We start from the raw sequence: 20915 nt of genomic DNA on the forward strand, positions 1-20915 counted from the left end.
TATGCTGCAGCAGGCTCCGGCCTATATTGAGGGCTTGACTTCAAAGCCTTTCAATAAGACCAGCGCGAAATCAATCGTGCTGAGTGCGGCGTCCGCCGATACTCTTTGTTCGGCACTCGCAGATGATGCGCGTGGCGCACTGTTCTCGGGGTTGTCGACTTTTTCGGATGCGCTTTGGGGTATTCAGCGGGGTTATTTCAGTTGGGCAACGGTGAAGCTCTATTATGCTTGCTTTTATGCGGCAAAGGCTGCGCTCGCACGGGATGGCTTGGCTGTCTTCTATGTCGGCAATAGTCCAGCGATGTTAGAGGTAGTGGCTGGATCTTCAATTTCTTTTTCCGAGGGTAACTCGCATACGGTCGTCACTCGTGCATACGAGAGGCGCTTTCCGGGTGGTGCGCTTGTTTCTCAGGATATTGACGCAGAGCCAGCATTTCGATGGATGACGCATCGCCGAGAGGATGTAAATTATCGGTTTCAGAGATTTTCTGAGCCTATTCCACACGAATGGTTCAAACAATTGGTAGGGTTGGGGGTTCGTAGAGCGATAGGCGCATATATCGGTGATCCGACGCTTTATGCCTATGATGCAGGACACGCAATTGTCGCATTGCCGCTCTTAGCGTTCCTTGAAGAGAAGAAGAAGATTGCGTCCTTTTCTTCCTTGGGTCTTGGTGATGCCCAGATTGCATACCTAAAATCTAAATTCGCGGATGATAGGGGCCCTCTGCCCGTGCTTTCAACGGCACTGTTCGGTTGACTTGGAGAGATAGATTCACTTTCCAGAGTCCCAGCCAATTCGCTTCGACCATTCGCTTCGGCCATTGCTCAGAAATCATCAAGACCGTAGCTCGTTGTTGCTGCCGTTGATCGCCTCGGCCAGTATCAAGTGATACGCCTCAGTGATAAGGCGCGCTGGACAGGGTGCTGCGTCAGAATTGAATCGTCGCGCTGGCCGCATGGGCCGGCGCAGCTTGACCACGGGAATGTGACAGAACCGTCGGTCATGTGGGCTGGCGCTGGACTGGACGATCATGCTTCGACGACCATAATCCTGCATGCCCACCACTTCCACGCCGTCCGCACACCTGCTGCAACTGCTGCCCGAGGCGGTGGTGCAAACGGATGCGCTGTGGGAGATCACCTACCTGAACCCGGCTTGGCACACGCTCACCGGCCATCCGGTGGAGGCGGCGCTCGGCCGGTCCCTGCTTGAATTCGTGCATCCCGACGACGTCGGCACCCTGCGCTCGGGCATGCCGGTGTTCCGGCTGCGGTTCGCCGACGCGGACTATCGCTGGATGCGCCTGCAGCTCCACCCGGAGTTGGATGCGGCGGAGCGGGTGATCAGCCGCCAGGGTGTGCTGATCGAGATCACCGAGGTCACCGAGCAGGTGCTGGTGGAGGTGCGCCAGCGCTTCCTGCGCCTGCTGGAAACCATCGATGGCGTCGTCTGGGAAGCTGAGCGCGGCGTGGGCAATACCTTCCTGAGTCCGCAGGTCGAGCGGCTGTTCGGCTACACGGTGGAGGAATGGCGTTCCGATCCGGGGTTCTGGCGCTCGCGCGTGCATCCCGACGACCTGCCCGAAGCCCTGGTCATCGACGATGCCGCGTACAACGCCACGCACAGCCATGCCTACGAGATGAGCTACCGGCTGATCGCCAAGTCCGGCAAGGTGGTGTGGGTGCGCGACCTGTGCCGCGCGGTGGTCGAGCCGGGGCGGCCGAACCGCATGATCGGCCTGATGATCGACGTGACCCGGCAGAAGAACACGGAGCTGGAGCTGCTGCGCTCCGACAACCGCTATTCGCTCGCCACCCGCGGCTCCAACGACGGCATCTGGGATTGGGACCTGCGGACGGATGCGCTGCATGCGTCCGAGCGCTTCCACGAGATCGTCGGGCTGGGCGGCACCCACCACGTGCACGACGGGGGCTGGCATTTTCTCCAGCAACTGATCGATCCCGATGACCGCGGGCGGGTGCAGGCCGCCTACCGCCGGCACCTGTCGGGGGACAGCCCGAACTTTTCGGTGGATTTCCGCGCGTTCCACCGCTCGGGGCGGCTGGTGTGGGTCAACTGGCGCGGGGTCGCCGAGTTCGAGGACGGCGTTGCCGTGCGCATGGCGGGTTCGTTGAGCGACCTGGCCGAACGCGGCAGTTCCTACGATGCCCTGACCAACCTGCCGGGCCGGCCGTTGTTCCGCGACCGCCTCGCGCATGCCATCGCGCTGCACGGGAACGAGGCCGCGAAAGGCGATGAGGTGCCGGCACGCGGTGGCACCACGATGTTCGCGGTGCTGCTGCTGGACCTCAACCGGTTCAAGACTGTCAACGACACCCTGGGGCACCATGTGGGCGACCAGTTGTTGCAACAGGTGGCGCGCCGGCTCGAATCCTGCGTGCGCACGGTCGATCTGGTCGCGCGCATGAGCGGCGACGAGTTCAACGTGCTGCTCGAATCCATCGATCCGGCCGAAGCCGCCGACCGCGCCCGGCAGATTGCCGCCGCCCTCGCGGTGCCCTACGAGATCGGCGCGCACACCGTGGCCAGCGGTGCGAGCATCGGGCTGGTCAGCAGCGAGTCCGGCCTGGCGACCATCGATGACTACCTGCGCGCCGCGGACGCGGCCATGTACCGGGCGAAGAGCCAGTCATTGGGCGTGTGCGTTTTTTCATGACGCATATCCTTGTGCGTCACCCTTTGGGTGGCTTCGCCGTGAAAGACGGCTGTCCTGCCGTTTTTTCAGCGGAAGGAAACTGAAAAACCGGCCGCCCTGTGAACGACGCGTTGCGAACGGGCAGGCCGTCTCGCGTGTTTTCCACCGTGGAGCTGCTAAACGGAGGGCAATCCCGAGTAGCAGGAGTTGGCCATGTCCGACAATCCCATTACCGGTGAGGTGTCCAACAGCAAGCTGGCCGCGATCTTCCCGGTGCCGGCATCGGCGCGGGCGGCGGCGGTGGAGCTGGTCGAACAGCTGGGCTTCCAGCCGGCGCAGGTGAAGGTGATCACCGCGGATACCCGCGACGTCGACATCAAGCTGGAGCCGGAAGGCGGCGGCATCTGGCGCACGATCGTGCTCGCGCACCTCAAGCTGTGCCTGCTCGGCGCGGTGGTGGGCGGCCTGGTGTTCGCGGCGATGATGTGGGTGGGCGTGCCGTACGTGGAGAGTTCGCCGTGGGCCGCGGGCGGCTGGTGGGTGTTGTACGGGGCGATCGGCGGCCTGTTCCTGGGCGGGCTGGTGGCGCTGCGACCGGATCACGATCGCTACATCCAGGCCGTGCGCAAGGCGATCGCGGCCGGCGGCGGCGCGGTGGTCGTCCATGCGCTTTCGACCGCGCAGCAGCAGGAAGCCGCGGGTTTCCTCGCCGGGCGTGGCGCCGATGTCACGCGGACCCTGTAGGCGGGCTTTGCCGGTGTTTCGTCCGGCACGGCGGAGCGGCTTGGCCTGCCGTGGGTGATCCGGGTGGTGGGGCCGGCCGGGGCCATGCAGAATGCCTGCGACTCCTTCGCCCGGATTGCCCGCCGAGATGAAATCGCCGATCAAGCCTGAAACCCTGCTGGCCTGCCTGCTCGCCGTCGCGGGCATCGCGTGTGGCCCGTCGTCGCAGGCCGCCGCCGCGCCGTTGCATCTCGTGCCGGTACCGCAGTCGGTGGAAACGCAGTCCGGCGAATTGCGGATTTCAGGCGCGGTGGCGGTGGATGCGGCCGAGGCCGCGCCCGACGCGAAGCGCGCATTGGCCGAGGCGCTGGCCGGGCTGGGCATCGCCAGCGACGCTGCGGCGGTAACGCGCATCCACCTGCAATTGGTGGAGGATGCAGCGCTGGGCGAGGAGGGCTACCGGCTGGTGGTGGCCGATGACATCCGCCTCGGCGCGCAGACCGATGTCGGCCTGCTGCATGCGGTGCAGAGCCTGCGCCAACTGCTGCCGGCACGGGCGCAGGCGGGTTACGCGCTGCCGCACGTCACGATCACCGACGTTCCGGCCTATCGCTGGCGCGGCCTTTCGCTGGACGTGGCGCGCAGCTTCCTGCCGGTCGAATACCTGCAGAAGACCATCGACCGCATGGCCTTCTTCAAGTTGAACCGGCTGCACCTGCACCTGACCGACGACCAGGGCTGGCGCATCGAGATCAAGCGCTACCCGAAGCTGGTGGAGATCGGTGGCGCCAGCGCGGTCAAGGGCGGGCGCAGCGGCTTCTACACGCAGGAAGAATTGCGGGAGTTGGTGGCCTACGCGCAGGCGCGCGGTATCACCCTCGTGCCGGAGATCGACATGCCCGGCCACGTGCAGGCGGCGCTGGCCTCGTACAACGAGCTGGCCTGCGACGACGTGGAGAACCTGTCGCCCTATTCGGGGCTGGAAGTGGGTTTCAGCGTGCTGTGCCTGGACAAGCCGGAGGTGGTGTATCCCTTCGTCCGCAACGTGCTGGAAGAGGTGCTGGCGGTTTTCCCGTCCAAGGAAATCCACATCGGCGGCGACGAGATCAAGCATCCGCTGTATGCCGACTTCGTGGCCCGCACCGCGGCGATGGTGGAGGAGATGGGGCGCACCCCCATCGCATGGGAGGAGGGTTCGGTGGCCGACACCCGTCCGCAGGTGATGCTGCAGTTGTGGAACGACGGCTACGCCATCGACGCGGCAGTGGCGAAAGGGCACCCGTTGATCCTGTCGCCGTGCTCGTATTTCTACATCGACCACGGTAATTACGCCGGCCAGCCCGAAACCTACGACTGGTGCCGCAAGGAGGGCGTGCCACTGGCGCGGCTCTACGGCTTCGACCCGGCGCCGTTCACGACCGCGGTGGGCATCGAGGCGGCGCTGTGGACGGAGCTGGTGCACACCGACGCGGCGGCGGACAACCGGCTGTGGCCGCGGCTGGCGGCGACCGCGGAACTGGCGTGGAGCCCTGCCGGGCAGCGTGGTTACGCCGGCTTCGTGCAGCGCATGGGCGTGCTGCGTCCGCATCTGGATGCGATGGGTATCGACTACCACGCCGAGCCGGATCTGGGCTGGGCGAAGTGATCGTGGATTTCCAGGCCATTTGATTCTGGAGGCACGGACAGTTGTCCTGAGTATCAAGCGCAGTCGGCTTGACGGAGTCCACGATCCAGATCGGACTTGACATGCACTTCGATATGAAACATCGTTAGTTACATGAAACGCGACAGCCGCCTGTCGTCCGTCCTGCACGCGCTGCTGCACATGGCCGAGCAGGAGGGGCCGATCACTTCCGACGCCCTGGCCCAATGCCTGGGCACCAACCCGGTCGTCGTCCGGCGCACCATGGGGTATTTGCGGGAGGCAGGTATCGTGACTTCGGATCGAGGCCACGCGGGTGGATGGCGCATCCATGCCGACCTTGGCTCCGTCACCCTTCGCCAGTTGCACGAAGCACTGGGCGAACCGGCCATGTTTGCCATCGGCAACCGCAACGAGGCACCGGAGTGCCTGGTCGAGCAGGTGGTGAATGCCGCGCTCGAAGGCACTATTGCCGAAGCCGAGGCGCTGCTGCTGAAGCGGTTCTCGGAAGTCACCCTCGCCGATCTGGCCGCTGACTTCGCGCGCCGGCATGCGGCGGCACGACGCAAAAGGGGGTAACCATGCAGCACGACGTCATCGTCATCGGTGGAAGCTATGCGGGAATGGCCGCAGCCCTGCAACTGGTGCGTGCGCGCAGGTCCGTGCTGGTGATCGATGCGGGCGAGCGGCGCAACCGCTTCGCCCGCCATTCGCACGGGTTTCTCGGTCAGGATGGCGTCCCCCCCGGCGAGATCGCAGCGAACGCGCGCCGCCAACTGGGGGCCTATCCGACACTGAACTGGCTTGAAGGCCGGGTCGAAGCCGTTACGGGGCAGGTGGATGAATTCACCGTCAAGACGTCTGACGGCGGAGCGCACCGAGGCCGCCGCATCTTGCTGGCCACCGGCATAGCCGATCAGTTGCCCGCAGTCGAGGGCCTCGCCGAGCGTTGGGGCACGGCGATCTTCCATTGTCCCTACTGCCATGGATACGAACTCGGCCAAGGCTGCATTGGCATTGTCGGTACGGGCCCGATGTCCATCCACCAGGCCGAACTGCTGACCGATTGGGGCAGTGTGACCCTGCTCGTCAATGGCGCTGTGGAACTGAGTCAAGAGGTCAGGTCCACCCTGGAGCGCCGGGGCGTAATGATCGAGGAGACAGCCATTGACAGAATCGAGGGGCATGCCGACGTGATGCTGGCCGACGGGCGTCTACTTCGATTTGCTGGCCTGTTTACAGCGACACGCACTTCTCCTTCTGGTTCTCTGGTCGAGGCAATGGGCTGCGTGTTGGAAGAGACGCCCATGGGCATGCAGATCCTCACCGATGCCGAGAGCAGGACCTCGGTGAGTGGGGTATTTGCCTGCGGTGACGTGGCGCGGGCACCCCATTCGGTGTCGCTGGCCGTGGGCAACGGTGCCATGGCAGGTGCCCAGATCCATCGTTCGCTGCTTTGGCCCGAAACCATCGTTCCCGTGCAAGCCGAAGGCTGTGCTCGATGACGCTGTTCTCCGACCCGGCTGCTGTATCGGGCTATGCAGAGAGGACTGCGAAGATCGTACCGGGCCTTCGGGACCTGCACCGGATGGCGGGCGTGCTGCTGGCCGAGCACGCGCCTGCCGACGCACGCATCCTGGTGCTCGGCGCCGGTGGTGGGATGGAATTGAAGGCCATTGCCGAGATGCAGCCAGGTTGGCACTTCGACGGCATCGATCCATCCGCTCGCATGCTCGACCTGGCCCGCATGACTCTGGGATCACTGATGCCGCGCGTGCGCCTGCACGAAGGCTATATCGATAGTGCGCCCAAGGCGCCTTTCGATGGCGCGGTCTGCCTGCTGACGCTGCATTTCCTGCCGCCAGTTGAACGCCTGCAGACCTTGAAGCAAATATTTATGCGGCTCAAGCCCGGGGCGTCCCTTGTCGTCGCGCATCACAGCTTTCCCATTGGAGGTGCTGCCGGAGACCGGTGGCTCGCGCGTAATGCGGCATTCGCGGCCGCGTCTGGCGTGCCTGCGGTGCAGGCCGAAGGCAGCATGGCAATCAAGGAGCGATTGCCCGTGCTCTCGCCCGAGCAGGACGCCGATTTGCTGCGCGAGGCCGGATTCACGGACATCGTCCTTTTCTATTGCGCATTCACCTTCAAGGGGTGGGTTGCCCGCAGGTCATGAGAGACAGGGGCCCTTCGGCTTTGTGATGGCCCGCTGTCGCCCTGCCGCTACCGGCCACTCGTAACAGGCCCGGATGACCGGGTCGTGCCGCATAGCCACGACCGTCGCCATGTAGAGAGCACTGCGCACCATCGCCCGTTCCCATCGGGAAGGGGGTTCTGCTGAGATGTACCGGTGATGTCCCATCGCGCACCAAGGCACGCTCCCATGGTGTGCTACTCAGGCGCCACCGCCCAGCGCCTTGTAGAGGGTCACGTCGTTGACCAGTTGGCTGCGGCGGGCCTGCGCCAGCGACAGTTCGGCATTGCGGCGGGTCTGCTGTGCTTCCAGCCAGGTGCGCAGGTCGGTGGCGCCGGCACGGTAGCGCACTTCGTACAGGCGGGCGATTTCCACCGCCTCGTCGTGCGAGGCCTGCGCCGCGGCGACCTGCTCGGCCAGCCGCTCGCGCGCGGACAGGGCGTTGTCCACTTCCGACAGGGCGGTGTGCAGCGTCTTGCGGAAGTCGTTGGCGGCGATCTGGTAGGACAGGTCGGCCGAGTCGATGCTCAGCTGCATCTGCCGGAACTTCAGGAACGGCAGGCTCAGGCCGGCGCCCAGCGTCGCCACCGGGTTGCGCAGCACGTCGCCGAGCGAGGGTGCGGAGCTGCCGACCGAGCCGGTCAGGTTCAGGCTGGGGTAGTAGCTGGTGGCGGTGACCTTGATGTTGGCCAGCGACTGCCGCAGCCGCAGTTCGGCCGCGCGCAGGTCGGGACGGCGCGCCAGCAGCTCGGCCGGCAGGCCCTCGGCCACGGCCGGGCTGTGGGTGACGAGCAGGTCCTGCGGTTCGTCGGCCAGCGGCCACGGTTGGCCGTCCAGCAGCACGGTCAGGGCGTTGCGGGTTTCCACCCGCTGCTGTTCCAGCTGCGCCTGCGCGGCGCGCTGGCTCTCGATGTTCTGCCGCGCCTGCCGCACCTCCAGCCGCGACACCGCGCCGGCGTCGAACTGCGACTGCACCAGCGCGGCGGTGCGCTCCAGCCGCTCCAGGTTGGCCTGGCCGCTGGTGATGGCCTGGTTGAGGTAGGCCAGCTGCCAGTACAGCTCGCAGCTCTGGCCGATCAGGCTGAGCACGGTGTTCTGCAGGTCCTGCGCGGTGGCCTGCGCTTCCCAGCGGGCGATGTCGCGCTGGCCGCGCAGCTTGCCCCACAGGTCCAGTTCCCAGCCCAGCGACACGCTGGCGCTGTGGTTGCGCGACCAGTCGTCGCCGCTGTCGATGGCGCGGCTGCCGTTGGCGCTGGCCGAGCCGGAGGCCTGCGGCCACAGCTCGGCGCCAGCCAGCCCGGCCTGCGCGCGGGCGCGCTCCAGCTTCAGCCCGGCCGAGGCCATGTCGGTGTTGCCGTCGAGCACGCGCTCGACCAGCCGGTCCAGCCGCGGGTCGGCGAAACCCTGCCACCACGCATCGGCGCGGACGTCGGCCGGCGGTGCGGTGAGGTCGCGCTCGATGGCCTGCACCGGCGCGTTGGCGGCGGCATCGCCGCGGCCGTAGCCGGCGGGCACCCGCAGGTCGGCGGCCGGGTCGGCGCTGGGCGTGGTGGCGCAGCCGGCGACCAGCACGGCGAGGGCGGCGGAGAGCAGCAGGGGACGGAAGGAACGGTTCATGGTCATCTTCATTCGCGGGCCAATGCCTCGACCGGGTCGAGCTGGGCGGCGTTGCGGGCCGGCAGGAAACCGAACGCCACGCCGATCAGGGTCGAGCAGGCGAAGGCGGCGACGATCGAGCCGGTGGAGAACAGCAGGGTGAAGCTGGCGCCGAAGCTCTTGAACGCCCAGCCGATGCCCAGCGCCAGGGCGATGCCGAGCACGCCGCCGAGCAGGCACACCAGCACCGCCTCGATCAGGAACTGCTGGCGGATGTCGCTCTGGCGCGCGCCCACGGCCATGCGCACGCCGATCTCGCGGGTACGCTCGGTCACCGACACCAGCATGATGTTCATCACGCCGATGCCGCCCACCACCAGCGCGATGGCGGCGATGGCGCCGATCAGCAGGGTCATGGTGCGGGTGGTGGACTCGATGGTCTCGCGGATCTCGGCGGTGTTGCTGAGGAAGAAATCCTCGGTGCCGTGGCGCAGGGTCAGCAGCCGGGTGATGGCCGACTGCGCGGCATCCATCGGCGTGTCGTCCTTGACCCGCAGGGTGATGCTGCTGAGGTAGCTCTGGCCGAGCATGCGCGCCATCACCGTGGTGTAGGGCACCCACACGTTGAGGCTGGTGCTGCCGCCGAAGCCCATCGACTGGCGCTTGGCGATGCCGATCACCCGCGCCGGCACGTTGCCCAGCAGCACCACCTGGCCCAGCGGGTCGTCGCCGCCGAACAGCTGGCTGGCGGTGTTCTCGTCGATCACCACCACCTGCGCCAGCGCCTTGACCTCGCCGGCATCGAAGTAGCGGCCGGACACCAGGGTCATGCCCTTGACCCGGAAATACTGCTCGCCGATGCCGCTGACCTGCGCCGAGGCGGCCTTGTTGCCGACCCGCGCGGTCACCGAGCTGGACACGCTGGGGGTGGCGCTGTCGATGTAGCTCTGCGTGGCCAGCGCGTCGGCGTCGCTGCCCTTGAGCGTCTGCACCCGGCCCGAGCGCATGTCGCCGAAGCCGCGGCCGGGGTACACGTCGATGGTGTTGGTGCCCAGCGCGCTGATGTTCTGCAGGATCTGCTGCTGCGAGCCGTTGCCCATCGCCACCACCGACACCACCGAGGCGATGCCGATGATGATGCCGAGCATGGTCAGGAAGGTGCGCAGGCGGTGCGCGTTCATCGCCAGCAGGGCCATGCGGAAGGCTTCGAGGAAGCGGTCGCGTGCGGCCTGGAAGGTGCTGCCGCCGGTCTTCGGCGGTGCCACGCGCTGTCGCGGCTGGAACCCGGCGGGCTTGTCGTTGCGGCGGTCGGCGACGATTTCGCCGTCGTGGATCTCGATGATGCGCTGGGCGTGCTCGGCCACGTGCATGTCGTGGGTGACGATGATGATGGTGTGGCCCTCGGCATGCAGCTCGCCGAGGATCTTCATCACTTCCTCGCCGGAGGCGCTGTCCAGCGCGCCGGTGGGTTCGTCGGCCAGGATCACCTCGCCGCCGTTCATCAGCGCGCGCGCGATCGACACGCGCTGCTGCTGGCCGCCGGAGAGCTGGCCGGGCTTGTGGCCCATGCGCTCGTCCAGCCCCAGCCGTGCCAGCAGCGCCTCGACGCGCTGGCGCCGCGCCGCCGCCGGGGTGCCGGCGTAGACGGCCGGCACTTCCACGTTGCCGCGCGCGTCGAGGTCGCCGAGCAGGTGGTAGCGCTGGAAGATGAAGCCGAAGTGCTCGCGGCGCAGTTCGGCCAGTTCGTCCGGCTCCATCCTGCCGGTCTCGCGCCCGGCCACCTTGTAGGAGCCGACGGTGGGGCGGTCCAGGCAGCCGAGGATGTTCATCAGCGTGGACTTGCCCGAGCCGGACTGGCCGACGATGGCGACCATCTCGCCGGCGTGGATGTCGAGGTTGACGTCCTTGAGCACGGCGATGGTGTCCTCGCCGGCCGGGAACTCGCGGCGCAGGTCGCGCAGTTGCAGCAGCGGCTGGTTCATCGGCGCGGGCCGCCCATCATCATCGGCCCGCGCATGGTGCTGCGGGCGCTGGCGCGCTCGGCGTCGGTCACTTCGCCGACCACCACCAGGTCGCCCTCGACCAGGCCTTCGAGCACCTCGACGCTGGAGCCGTTGTTCAGGCCGGCCTTGATCCGGCGCGGCTCGGGCTGGCCGTCCTTGCCGACCACACGCACGATGTAGCTGTTGCTGGTGGCGAGTGCGGCCGCATCGGGCTGCTGGCGGCGCGGGCGCTGCGCGCCGTCGCCCTGCGCGCGTGCCGCGTTGCCGTTGCCGCGCTGGCGCGGGGCGTCGCCTTCGGCACGGCCGGGGCCGCCCTCGGGCACCTTGGGGCCGAGCGCGACGGTGGGGATCAGCAAGGCGTCCCTGGCCTGGGCCAGCATCACCGACACCTGCGCGGTCATGTCGATGCGCAGGGTGCCGTCCGGGTTCTCCACGTCGAACAGCGCGTTGTAGTAGACCGCCGAGCTGGAGCTGGACGAGGACGAACTGTTGCTGGTGCTGTCCGAACTGATCGAGGCCGGCGCCGGGTTCACCGTGCGCAGGGTGGCCTCGTAGCGGTGGTCCGGGTTGCCGAGGATGGTGAAGTACACCGGCATGCCCGGCTTGATCTTGACCACGTCGGCTTCGGAGATTTCCGCATTGACCGTCACCAGGTCCAGCCGCGCCAGCTTGACGATGGTCGGTGCCGACTGGTTGGCGTTGACGGTACGGCCCTCCTCGGCCACCACCGCCACCACGGTGCCGTCGATCGGCGCGGTGATGCGGGTGTAGCCGAGGTTGGCGCGGGCGGTGCCCAGCTCGGTTTCGCGCTGTCGGGTCTGTGCGTCGAGTGCGCGCACCTGTGCCCGCGCGGTGGCCAGCTTGGCCTCGGCGCTTTCGTACTCGGCGCGCGAGGTGGCCTCGTCGGCCAGCATCTGCTTCTGCCGAGCGAACGCCAGCTCGGCCTCGCGCAGCGTGGCTTGCTGCACCGCGCGCTGGGCGCGGATGTTCTCCAGCGCCGCCTCGGCGTTCATCAGGCTGTTCTGCTGGGTGGTGGAATCGATCTCGGCGATCAGGTCGCCCTGCTTGACCACGTCGCCCAGTTGCACCTTCAGCGACTTGATCTGGCCCGAGGCCTGGGCGCCGACGCTGACCAGCGTGTAGGCGTCGATCACGCCGGTGGCGTCCACGGTCTGCTCCAGGTTGCCGCGGGTCACCGGCGAGGTCGCCAGCGAGGGCGCGGCCGGCTTGCGCAGGCCCCAGTAGAGGGCGGCGGCGACCGCCACGAGCAGGGCGGCGGCCAGCAGGAGGCGGTTGCGGCGGGTCTTGGGCAGGGGCAACTTCACGGTGGTCTCGCGCTCGGGGCCGCTGAATGCGGCGTCGGCATCAGTCTGGCCGGCGCGCACGGCGGCCACAACGCACGGCATGTGTCGGCGTGTGTCGGCGGGCGGGTATGGTGTATCGCCGTGTATCAAGCGGTGCGGTCGATGCAGTGCGAAACACGCGCGGGCGCGCATTCCGGCGCGCGAGCGGGGATCATTGGCGCCATGAAGGAAACCCAAACCATGCACCGCCTGCTGGTGGTCGACGACGACAGCGACATCCGCGGCCTGCTGGCCGAGCAGCTCGGCCGCGCCGGCTACGCGGTGAGCACCGCCGCCGATGGCGCGCAGATGCGCCAGACGCTGGCGCGCGAACACATCGACCTGATCGTGCTCGACCTCAACCTGCCGCGCGAGGACGGGCTGGCGTTGTGCCGCGAGCTGCGCGCGCGCTCGTCCACGCCAGTGATCATGCTCACCGCCCGCGCCGAGCCGATCGACCGCGTGCTCGGGCTGGAGATGGGCGCCGACGACTATCTGGCCAAGCCGTTCGAGCCGCGCGAACTGCTGGCGCGCATCCGCAACGTGCTGCGCCGGACCGAGGCGCTGCCGGCGAACCTGGAACCGCTGGCGATGCGCCGGGCCACGTTCTCCGGCTGGGTGTTCGACCTCGAACGCCGTCACCTGGTCGATCCGGCCGGGCGCGTGGTGATGCTGTCTGGCGCCGAGTTCCGGCTGCTGCGGGTGTTCGTCGCACATGCCAACAAGGTGCTCTCGCGCGAACAGCTGGTGGCGCTGAGCAGCGGCCGCAGCTACGAGGCGCAGGACCGCGCCATCGACCTGCAGGTCAGCCGCCTGCGGCAGAAGCTCGGCGATGCCGGCGGCAGCGACGGGCTGGTCAAGACCGTGCGCAACGAGGGCTACGTGTTCGCCAGCGCGGTGGAACTGGAATGACGCGGCTGCGGCGGTTCCTGTCGTCGATGGCCGGGCGGCTGTTCGTGATCCTGCTGCTGGGGATGATGGCCGCGGCGATCGGCGCCACCGCGCTGGCCGGGATGCGCCGCGCGCAGGAGTTCGAGCGGCAGAACCTGGCGCGCATCGCCGACCGCCTGCAGGGCTTCGTCAACCTGCTCGACGGCAACCCGGAACTGCGTTCGCGGTTGCTGGCGGTGGGTGGGCCGAGCGTGCGCGCGGTGCGCGGCGACTACCGCACCGGCGACGACGACCGCGACTTGATGGACGTCCTCGCCCGGCGCGAGGGGCCGGTGGCCGCCGCGCGCGTGCGCGCCACCAGCTACCGCAGCTGCCTGCCGCCGCTGCCGGAGTTCATGCCCTCGCGCGAGCGCGGCGGGCACCGCCACCCGCGCGAACGCGACCCCGGTTTCATCCCGCCACGTTGCCGGCTGGTGGAGCTGCAGCTGAGCGACGGCACGCCGCTGCGGCTGGCGCTGGAATACCCGGCGGTGGCGCGCAGCGCCGGCTCGGCGTTCGACCCGCTGTTCCTGTCGCTGCTGGCGCTGGCCATCGCGGTGCTGGCCTACGTGGTGGCGCGTATCGCCAGCACCCCGCTGCAACGGCTGGCCGCCGCCGCCACCGAGCTGGGGCAGGACCTGCAGCGCGACCCGCTGCCGGTGGCCGGGCCGCTGGAGGTGCGGCGCGCGGCCGAAGCGTTCAACGCCATGCAGCAGCGCCTGCAACGCCACCTCGGCGAACGCACGCAGATGCTGGCGGCGATCACCCACGATTTGCAGACCCCGGTCACGCGGCTGCGGCTGCGACTGGAAAACGTTGCCGACGACGCACTGCGCGAGCGCCTGATCGCCGACCTGGCCGCGATGCAGGCATTGATCCGCGAAGGGCTGGAGCTGGCGCGCAGCGCCGAGAGCGCCGAGCAGCGCGCCGCGCTCGATCTGGATTCGCTGCTGGAAAGCGTGGCCGAGGACGCGGCCGAGGCCGGCCATGCGGTGGCCTTCGAGCAGGGCTGCGGCGCGGTGCTGATGCTGCGGCCGCTGGCGATGCACCGGTTGTTCTCCAACCTGGTGGACAACGCGGTCAAGTACGGGCACGCCGCGCGCATCCGCGCCGAGGTGCGCGACGGGCAGGTCGAAGTGCGCATCCGCGACGACGGCCCCGGCCTGGCGGCGGAGGAACTGGAAGCGGTGTTCACCCCGTTCCTGCGGTTGGAAACCTCGCGCTCGCGCGAAACCGGCGGCGCCGGCCTCGGCCTGACCATCGCCCGTGCGCTGGCCGAGAAGGACGGCGCCACGCTGCAACTGCGCAACCATCCCGAGGGCGGGCTGGAGGCGGTGGTCAACTGGCCGGCCCCGGCCTGGAGCCCGGCGCGGCGTTGACGGCTGCGCGTCCAACGTTCCCTGTCGATGAACCAATCGCGTTCATCGTGGATCGCCCGCCGGGATGGCAGGGCGGTTGCCTCACGATTGCTCACGCAATGTGTCGGATCGGAAGGCGTGCCATGCGGCACCACGCACGGCATTCACCTTCCGCGTTCATGTAGCATGGCCGCGATGACGCCCGCGCCAGCCCCGTTCACGCCCCCGCCGCGGTGGATGCACCGGTGCATCGGGGCGTGGACGCTGCTGCTGGCCCTGTGCATGGCCCCGGCGGCGCTGGCCGCCGGCGTCAACGGCGACCTCGGCGACTACACCCACGACGTCTGGACCACCCGCGACGGCCTGCCGCACAACACCATCAACGACATGGCCCAGAGCGGCGAGGGCTACCTGTGGCTGGCCACCTGGGAAGGGCTGGTGCGCTACAACGGCAACGAGTTCCGCCTGTACGACCGCCGCAGCCAGCCGTCGCTGCGCGACAGCGCCATCGCCGCGCTGTACGCCGGCCGCAACGGCGGGCTGTGGTTCGCCGACTCGCGCGGCAACCTCGGCCGCTGGCAGTCCGGCGACCGGCTGCGCTACTGGGGCCGCGCCGAGGGCCTGCCCGGCACCGTCATCGACGGCGTGTTCGAGGACGCGCAGGGGCAGGTGTGGATCACCCTGAACGGCACCGGCCTGGGCCGCCTGCAACCGGCCAGCGGCCGCTTCGACCTGCTGCGGCCGGCGGAGCAGGGCAGCGGCTTCGTCGGCATCCGCCCGGCGCAGGGCGAGGACGGGCGGTTGTGGATCGGCACCCTGCGCGGGCTGATGTACGTGGATGGCAACCGCCTGCTGCCGGCCCCGGCCACCTTCAAGCTGCCGCTCGGGCTGGCCTGGCCGTACCGCGCGCCGGACGGGCGCATCTGGGTGGTGGCCGGCAACACGCTCTACCGCATGCATGGCGACGAACTGCGCGCGTGGCGCACGCTGCCACGGGCCGGGCGCATCACCGCGCTGCTGCAGGATGGCTACGGCACGTTGTGGCTGGGCACCGAGAACCGCGGCGTGCTGCGGGTGGGCGAGGACGGCGTCGAGCAGGTCGGGCGCGGCATGGGCCTTCCCGAGGGCCGGGTGGCGGTGTTGTTCGAGGACCACGAACACAGCCTGTGGGCCGGGGTCAACGGCGGCCTGTACCGCCTGCGCGAGGCCCTGTTCGGCACCATCGGCGTGCAGGCCGGGCTGGGCAACGACTTCGTGCGCACCCTGGCCGAGGACGGGCAGGGCCGGGTGTGGATCGGCGGCAGCAGCGGGCTGGACGCGGTGGAGCCCGATGGCCGCATCCACCACGTCGTGCTGCAGCCGGCCAACGCCAACCGCGGCGAGGTGTCGGTGCTAGCCCTGCTCGCGCTAGACGGCGAGCTGTGGGCCGGCACCTATGGCGACGGCCTGTATCGCCTGCGCGACGGCCACACGCTGGCCCGCTACGACCACGACGACGGCCTGCTCAACAATCACGTGCGCTCGCTGGCGCGCGCCCGCGACGGCGGCCTGTGGATCGGCACCCGGCAGGGCGTGGGGCTGCTGCGCGACGGCGTGGTGCAGCCGTTGCAGGCGCCGGGCCTGCCGCGCACGCTGGTGCACGCGCTGCTGGAAACCGAGCGCGGCGAACTGTGGATCGCGGCCCTGTCCGGCCTGTACCGCTATGCCGACGGCGTGGCCGAGCGGATCCCGCTGGGGGACGGCGACGACGATGGCCGCCGGGTGCTGGCGCTGTACCACGACGCCGCCCGCGACGCCCTGTGGATCAGCAGCGACCGCGGCCTGTACCGGCTGCGTGGCGGCACGCTGGCGCACGTCGGGTTGGAACAGGGGCTGCCGGTGGACGCGGTGTTCCAGATGGTGGTCGATGGCCACGGCTCGGCGTGGCTGGGCAGCAACCGCGGCGTGCTGCGCATGGACTATGCCCAGCTCGACGCGGTGGCCGACGGCCGCGCCGAACGGGTCGGCGTGGACCTGTACGGCAACCGCGACGGCATGGCCAACGCGCAGGGCAATGGCGGCTCCGGCACCAGCACGCTGCTGGCCGGTGATGGCGCGGTGTGGTTCGCCACCGCCGGCGGCGCGGCGGTGGTGCAGCCCGAGCGCATGTGCCGCTTCCGCGAACTGCCGCCGCCGACGGTGGTGGTGGAAGGGCTGCTGGCCGATGGCCGGCCGCTGTCGTTCGTCGAGCCGGGCGAAGTGCGGGTGCCGGCCGGCACCCGGCGCCTGGCGATCTCCTACGCCGCGCTGACCTACCTGTCGCCGCAGGGCGTGCGCTACCGCAGCCGGCTGGACGGCTTCGACCGCGACTGGGTGCCGCGCGGCAGCCACCGCACCGTCGAGTTCACCTCGCTGCCGCCGGGCGACTACACCTTCCGGGTGGAGGCGGCCAACGGCGAGGGCGCGCAGACCGGCGAGGGCGCGGTCCTGCACCTGCGCATCGAACCGTACTGGTGGCAGCGCGCCTCGGTGCGCGTGGCCGCGGCACTGGCGCTGGCATTGCTGGCGTTCGGCCTGTACCGGCGGCGGCTGGCGCAGTACCGGCGCGATACCACGCGGCTGGAGCGGCTGGTGGACGAGCGCACCGGCGACCTGAAGCGGCAGGCCGAGCAACTGGCCGAGGCCGACCGCGAGAAGCAGGGGCTGCTCGACCGCCTGGGCGCGCAGGCGCGGCTGCTGGAGCGGCAGGCCCACCAGGACGCGCTGACCGGCCTGCCCAACCGCCGCGCGTTCGAGGAGCGCGCGGCGGCCGAGATCGCGCGCATGCAGGCGGGCGCGGCGCTGTCGCTGGCGGTGCTGGACATCGACCGCTTCAAGCGCATCAACGACGAGCGTTCGCACGCCACCGGCGACGCGGTGCTGCGCCGCTTCGCGCAGGTGGCGGGCGAGGCCTGCCGGCCCGGCGATTTCATCGCCCGCCACGGCGGCGAGGAGTTCGTGCTGCTGCTGCCGGGGCTGCCGCTGCCGGCGGCGCTGGCGCTGTGCGAGCGCCTGCGCGCGGCGGTGCAGGATTCGGACCTGGCCGAGGTGGCGCAGGGCCTGCCGGTCACGGTCAGCATCGGCGTGGTCGAAGGCGCGGGCGGGGCCGGGCTGGATGCGCTGATGCAGGCCGCCGACGCGGCGCTGTACCGCGCCAAGAACGGCGGCCGCAACCGGGTGGAGAGCGCGGGGCGGCTGGCCTGATGCGCCATGAATGGCGGGCCGGCGCCGGCTGCGCCGGTGGGGCGGGCGCCCTACCATATGCGGAATCCACCCACGCCGTACCCATGACCCCACCCCGGCCTGCCCGTACCGCCCCGATGTCGTCGCCGCCCCGGCGGGCATGGTTCCCGGCAAGAGTGCTTGCGGCGTGGCTGGTGCTGCTGTGGGGGGCGTGCCTGCCGCCGCCGGCCCTTGCCGCCGACCCCGGCAGCGCGGCCGACGCCACCCCGCCGCTGCGCGACTACGCCATCGACATGTGGACCTCGCGCAACGGGCTGCCGCACAACTCGCTGCGCGCCATCGCCCAGACCCCCGAGGGCCACCTGTGGTTCGCCACCTGGGAAGGGCTGGTGCGCTACAACGGCCTGGACTTCATCGTCTACGACCGCGGCTCCACGCCGGGCCTGCTCGACAACGGCGTCGGCGCCCTGCACGTGGATTCGGATGGCGCATTGTGGATCAGCGATTCGCGCGGCAACGTGCTGCGCCGCGCGCTGGATGGCCGCTGGGACGGCTGGCCGCGGCAGGCGCCGGCGCCGGAGGTGCTGATCCAGGCCATGCGCAAGGACAGCAAGGGCCGGCTGTGGCTGCTGTACGAAGGCCGCGGCGTGGGCTACCTGAGCGCGGATGGGGAATTCGTGTTCGAGCCGCCGCCGCCCGGCGTGCCGATGGGCATGACCCACACCTGGATGGAGGTCGACGCGCAGGACCGGGTATGGGTGGGCACCCTGGACGGGCTGGTGGTGCGCGGCACCGACGGCGTGCTGCGCCGGGTGCCGGACGACTACGGCCTGTCGCACGGCGTGGTCTGGCCCTACCGCGCGCCCGACGGCGTGCTGTGGATCGTGGCCGACGGCGCGCTGTACCGCCTGCAGGGCGACCGCCCGCAGCTGGTACGGCGGCTGCCCGGCATCACCCACGCCACCGCGATGCTGCAGGACCGCCACGGCGACCTGTGGCTGGGCACCGAGAACCAGGGCCTGTTCCGCGTCGGCAACCACGGCGTGGAGCACATGCCGGATGCGCGCATGCCGCCGCGCGGGCGCATCGTCTCGCTGCTGGAGGACGCCGAAGGCAGCATCTGGGCCGGCGCCAACGGCGGCCTGTACCGGCTGCGCGAAACCCTGTTCAGCAGCTATACCCGCAGCGACGGCCTGAGCGGCGACTATGCGCGCGCGCTGCTGGAGGACGACCGCGGCCGGCTGTGGATCGGCGGCGCCTCCGGCTTGGACCGGATGGAGCGCGACGGCCGCATCGCCCCGGTGCCGCTGCGCAACCGTGCCGGCAAGCCACCTTCGATACTGAGCCTGGCGCGCGACGGCGCCGGCGACGTGTGGGCCGGCACCTTCGGCGACGGCGTGTTCCGCATCGCCGCCGGCAGCGACAGGGTCAGCCATTTCGACGCGGCCGACGGCCTGCCCGGCGGCAACGTGCGGGTGATGGCCGCCGACCACGGCGGCCACGGCGTGTGGCTGGGTACCCAGCGCGGGGTGGTGCGGATCGAGGACGGCCGCGTGCAGGTGCCGGCCACCCCGGGCCTGCCCACCGGGCTGGTGACCGCGCTGTACAGCGCCGACGACGCGCTGTGGATCGGCACCATCGAGGGCGTGCGCGTGCTGCGCGGCGACGGCGTGCAGCGGCTGGCGCTGGACGAACTGGGCGGCGGCCGCAGCGTGTTCGGCTTCCTGCAGATCGGCAACGCGATGTGGATCGCCAGCGACCGCGGCCTGTACCGCTACCGCGACGGGAAGCTGGCGCGGGTGGGGCTGGAGCAGGGCATGCCGGTGGACACCGTGTTCCAGATGGTGCCCGACCGCCTCGGCAACGTCTGGATCAGCAGCAACCGCGGCGTGCTGCGCACCGACATGCGCGCGCTGGAGGACGTGGCCGACGGCCGCAGCCCGAAGCTCGCGGTGGAGCGCTACAACGAGATCGACGGCATGTCCAACGCGCAGGCCAACGGCAGCACCGGGCCGTCGGCGCTGCTGCGCCGGGACGGCACCTTCTGGGTGGCCACCGCCGGCGGCGTGAGCACGGTCGATCCGCTGCGGCTGCTGCGCTTCCGCGAGCGCCTGCCGCCGCCGGCGGTGATCGAGGGGGTGAGCGTGGACGGCGTGCCGGTGCGCTGGCAGGGCACGCAGCGCAACTCGCTGCCGGGCGGGCGCCGGGTGACGGTGGACTACGTGGGCCTGAGCTACCTGATGTCCGACCGCATCCGCTACCGCACCTGGCTGGAAGGGCTGGACAAAGGCTGGATCGAGCGCGGCGGCCAGCGCAGCGTCGAGTTCCTCGGCCTGCCGCCGGGCGACTACACCCTGCACATCTCCGCCGCGCACCCCGGCGGGCACTGGAGCGGCAGCGGCGCGGCGTGGAGCTTCACCGTCGAACCGCGGCTGTGGCAGCGGCGCGACGTGCAGGCCGGTGCCGTCGTGCTGCTGTTGCTGGCGCTGGTGGCGTTGTACCGCTACCTGATCCACCGCCACGAAACCCGCAGCATCCGCCTGGCGCAGCAGGTGGCCGAGCGCACCGCCGACCTGCGCGAACAGGCAGAGCGGCTGCTGGCCGCCAATCAGGAAAAAGCCGCGCTGGCCGAGCGCCTGCGTGAGCAGGCCGACGCCTTCGAGCGGCAGGCGCACGAGGACCCGCTGACCGGCCTGCCCAACCGCCGCGCCTTCGACGAAGGGCTGGCGCGCGACTTCGCCCGCTCCCAGCGCAGCGGCCAGCCGCTGTGCCTGGTGGCGCTGGACATCGACCACTTCAAGCGGGTCAACGACACCTGGTCGCATAGCGTCGGCGACCAGGTGCTGCGCGAGGTGGCGCGGCTGCTGGCCGCCAGCAGCCGCGACTCGGACCTGCCGGCGCGGCTGGGCGGCGAGGAGTTCGCGCTGCTGCTCAACGACACCACGCTGGAGGAGGCCGAACTGGTGTGCATGCGCCTGCGCGGCCTGTTCCACTCCCAGCGCAGCTGGGCCGGCATCGACGACCTGCGGGTGACGTTCAGCGCCGGGCTGGCGCTGCTCGGCCCGGGCGACCGCACCCCGACGCTGCTGTTCCAGCGCGCCGACAAGGCGCTGTACCAGGCCAAGAGCGAAGGCCGCGACCGCATCTGCCTCGGCTGAGTTCCCGTTCGGCGCTACCTCGGGGGCCGATGTTTCCGGAGGATTTCCCCCGGAAACCGTAGGTCGGGGCTACGCTCCCGACATTCCGTATGGGTGCATCGCAGAAGCCG

The 20915-nt window shown here is 69.7% G+C and carries 14 protein-coding genes and 1 pseudogene; 11 read left to right on the forward strand and 4 right to left on the reverse strand.

The window, feature by feature from the left end; all coding sequences use genetic code 11:
* Position 1: 1 nt before the first annotated feature.
* The 7 genes from MIC98_RS08505 (at position 2) to MIC98_RS08535 (ending at position 7198) form a co-directional block, all read left to right on the forward strand.
* Positions 2 to 760 (forward strand): cytochrome P450, encoded by a 759-nt coding sequence (locus MIC98_RS08505; protein WP_239736842.1) that lies wholly within the window; start codon positions 2 to 4, stop codon positions 758 to 760.
* A 298-nt stretch (positions 761 to 1058) separates the two neighbouring features.
* Positions 1059 to 2681, forward strand: coding sequence for a sensor domain-containing diguanylate cyclase (locus MIC98_RS08510; protein WP_239736843.1), 1623 nt, complete (start codon positions 1059 to 1061; stop codon positions 2679 to 2681).
* A gap of 192 nt (positions 2682 to 2873) precedes the next feature.
* Positions 2874 to 3404, forward strand: a complete 531-nt coding sequence (locus tag MIC98_RS08515; RefSeq protein ID WP_239736844.1) for a hypothetical protein — start codon at positions 2874 to 2876, stop codon at positions 3402 to 3404.
* 127 nt (positions 3405 to 3531) lie between these two features.
* On the forward strand, positions 3532 to 5028 hold the full coding sequence (locus MIC98_RS08520) for a beta-N-acetylhexosaminidase (RefSeq protein WP_239736845.1): 1497 nt from the start codon (positions 3532 to 3534) through the stop codon (positions 5026 to 5028).
* A gap of 132 nt (positions 5029 to 5160) precedes the next feature.
* Positions 5161 to 5604 (forward strand): Rrf2 family transcriptional regulator, encoded by a 444-nt coding sequence (locus tag MIC98_RS08525; protein WP_057640973.1) that lies wholly within the window; start codon positions 5161 to 5163, stop codon positions 5602 to 5604.
* Between the two features lie 2 nt (positions 5605 to 5606).
* Positions 5607 to 6530: an NAD(P)/FAD-dependent oxidoreductase gene (locus MIC98_RS08530; protein ID WP_239736846.1), complete on the forward strand. Its 924-nt coding sequence runs from the start codon at positions 5607 to 5609 to the stop codon at positions 6528 to 6530.
* Complete coding sequence (locus tag MIC98_RS08535; RefSeq protein WP_057640971.1) at positions 6527 to 7198, forward strand: class I SAM-dependent methyltransferase; 672 nt, start codon at positions 6527 to 6529, stop codon at positions 7196 to 7198. Before MIC98_RS08530 ends, MIC98_RS08535 begins: the two co-directional genes overlap by 4 nt.
* A gap of 30 nt (positions 7199 to 7228) precedes the next feature.
* On the opposite strand, the pseudogene MIC98_RS17110 reads toward MIC98_RS08535, so the two are convergent.
* From MIC98_RS17110 to MIC98_RS08555, 4 genes and pseudogenes are all read right to left on the reverse strand, one after another.
* Positions 7229 to 7339: pseudogene (locus MIC98_RS17110) on the reverse strand (transposase); the annotation flags it as partial.
* A 78-nt stretch (positions 7340 to 7417) separates the two neighbouring features.
* Positions 7418 to 8833, reverse strand: a complete 1416-nt coding sequence (locus MIC98_RS08545; protein ID WP_239736847.1) for an efflux transporter outer membrane subunit — start codon at positions 8831 to 8833, stop codon at positions 7418 to 7420.
* 8 nt (positions 8834 to 8841) lie between these two features.
* Entirely contained in the window at positions 8842 to 10794 is a 1953-nt protein-coding gene (locus tag MIC98_RS08550) for a MacB family efflux pump subunit (RefSeq protein ID WP_239736848.1), read from the reverse strand.
* Positions 10791 to 12128: an efflux RND transporter periplasmic adaptor subunit gene (locus MIC98_RS08555; protein ID WP_239738105.1), complete on the reverse strand. Its 1338-nt coding sequence runs from the start codon at positions 12126 to 12128 to the stop codon at positions 10791 to 10793. The genes MIC98_RS08550 and MIC98_RS08555 overlap by 4 nt, the downstream gene beginning before the upstream one ends.
* A 231-nt stretch (positions 12129 to 12359) precedes the next feature.
* Between MIC98_RS08555 and MIC98_RS08560 the strand changes: the two genes are divergently transcribed.
* The 4 genes from MIC98_RS08560 to MIC98_RS08575 all read left to right on the forward strand — a co-directional run bounded on the left by MIC98_RS08560 (position 12360) and on the right by MIC98_RS08575 (position 20805).
* On the forward strand, positions 12360 to 13070 hold the full coding sequence (locus MIC98_RS08560; protein WP_239738107.1) for a response regulator transcription factor: 711 nt from the start codon (positions 12360 to 12362) through the stop codon (positions 13068 to 13070).
* Positions 13067 to 14467 carry an ATP-binding protein gene (locus tag MIC98_RS08565; RefSeq protein ID WP_239736849.1) on the forward strand — a complete coding sequence of 467 codons (1401 nt, stop codon included), beginning with the start codon at positions 13067 to 13069 and terminating at the stop codon, positions 14465 to 14467. The genes MIC98_RS08560 and MIC98_RS08565 overlap by 4 nt, the downstream gene beginning before the upstream one ends.
* A gap of 216 nt (positions 14468 to 14683) precedes the next feature.
* On the forward strand, positions 14684 to 17668 hold the full coding sequence (locus tag MIC98_RS08570) for a ligand-binding sensor domain-containing diguanylate cyclase (RefSeq protein ID WP_239736850.1): 2985 nt from the start codon (positions 14684 to 14686) through the stop codon (positions 17666 to 17668).
* Between the two features lie 116 nt (positions 17669 to 17784).
* A complete protein-coding gene (locus MIC98_RS08575; protein WP_239736851.1) occupies positions 17785 to 20805 on the forward strand; it encodes a ligand-binding sensor domain-containing diguanylate cyclase in 3021 nt (1006 codons plus the stop codon).
* The last annotated feature ends 110 nt before the right edge of the window (positions 20806 to 20915 follow it).

It is taken from the genome of Stenotrophomonas sp. NLF4-10, from assembly GCF_022359915.1.
Lineage (GTDB): Bacteria > Pseudomonadota > Gammaproteobacteria > Xanthomonadales > Xanthomonadaceae > Stenotrophomonas > Stenotrophomonas daejeonensis.

What these genes read in the sequence shown, in the direction of transcription:
- MIC98_RS08505 (WP_239736842.1), top strand. Translation starts at nt 2, where the DNA reads ATGCTGCAGCAGGCTCCGGCCTATATTGAGGGCTTGACTTCAAAGCCT.
- MIC98_RS08510 (WP_239736843.1), top strand. Translation starts at nt 1,059, where the DNA reads ATGCCCACCACTTCCACGCCGTCCGCACACCTGCTGCAACTGCTGCCC.
- MIC98_RS08515 (WP_239736844.1), top strand. Translation starts at nt 2,874, where the DNA reads ATGTCCGACAATCCCATTACCGGTGAGGTGTCCAACAGCAAGCTGGCC.
- MIC98_RS08520 (WP_239736845.1), top strand. Translation starts at nt 3,532, where the DNA reads ATGAAATCGCCGATCAAGCCTGAAACCCTGCTGGCCTGCCTGCTCGCC.
- MIC98_RS08525 (WP_057640973.1), top strand. Translation starts at nt 5,161, where the DNA reads ATGAAACGCGACAGCCGCCTGTCGTCCGTCCTGCACGCGCTGCTGCAC.
- MIC98_RS08530 (WP_239736846.1), top strand. Translation starts at nt 5,607, where the DNA reads ATGCAGCACGACGTCATCGTCATCGGTGGAAGCTATGCGGGAATGGCC.
- MIC98_RS08535 (WP_057640971.1), top strand. Translation starts at nt 6,527, where the DNA reads ATGACGCTGTTCTCCGACCCGGCTGCTGTATCGGGCTATGCAGAGAGG.
- MIC98_RS08545 (WP_239736847.1), bottom strand. Translation starts at nt 8,833, where the DNA reads ATGAACCGTTCCTTCCGTCCCCTGCTGCTCTCCGCCGCCCTCGCCGTG.
- MIC98_RS08550 (WP_239736848.1), bottom strand. Translation starts at nt 10,794, where the DNA reads ATGAACCAGCCGCTGCTGCAACTGCGCGACCTGCGCCGCGAGTTCCCG.
- MIC98_RS08560 (WP_239738107.1), top strand. Translation starts at nt 12,360, where the DNA reads ATGCACCGCCTGCTGGTGGTCGACGACGACAGCGACATCCGCGGCCTG.
- MIC98_RS08565 (WP_239736849.1), top strand. Translation starts at nt 13,067, where the DNA reads ATGACGCGGCTGCGGCGGTTCCTGTCGTCGATGGCCGGGCGGCTGTTC.
- MIC98_RS08570 (WP_239736850.1), top strand. Translation starts at nt 14,684, where the DNA reads ATGCACCGGTGCATCGGGGCGTGGACGCTGCTGCTGGCCCTGTGCATG.
- MIC98_RS08575 (WP_239736851.1), top strand. Translation starts at nt 17,785, where the DNA reads ATGTCGTCGCCGCCCCGGCGGGCATGGTTCCCGGCAAGAGTGCTTGCG.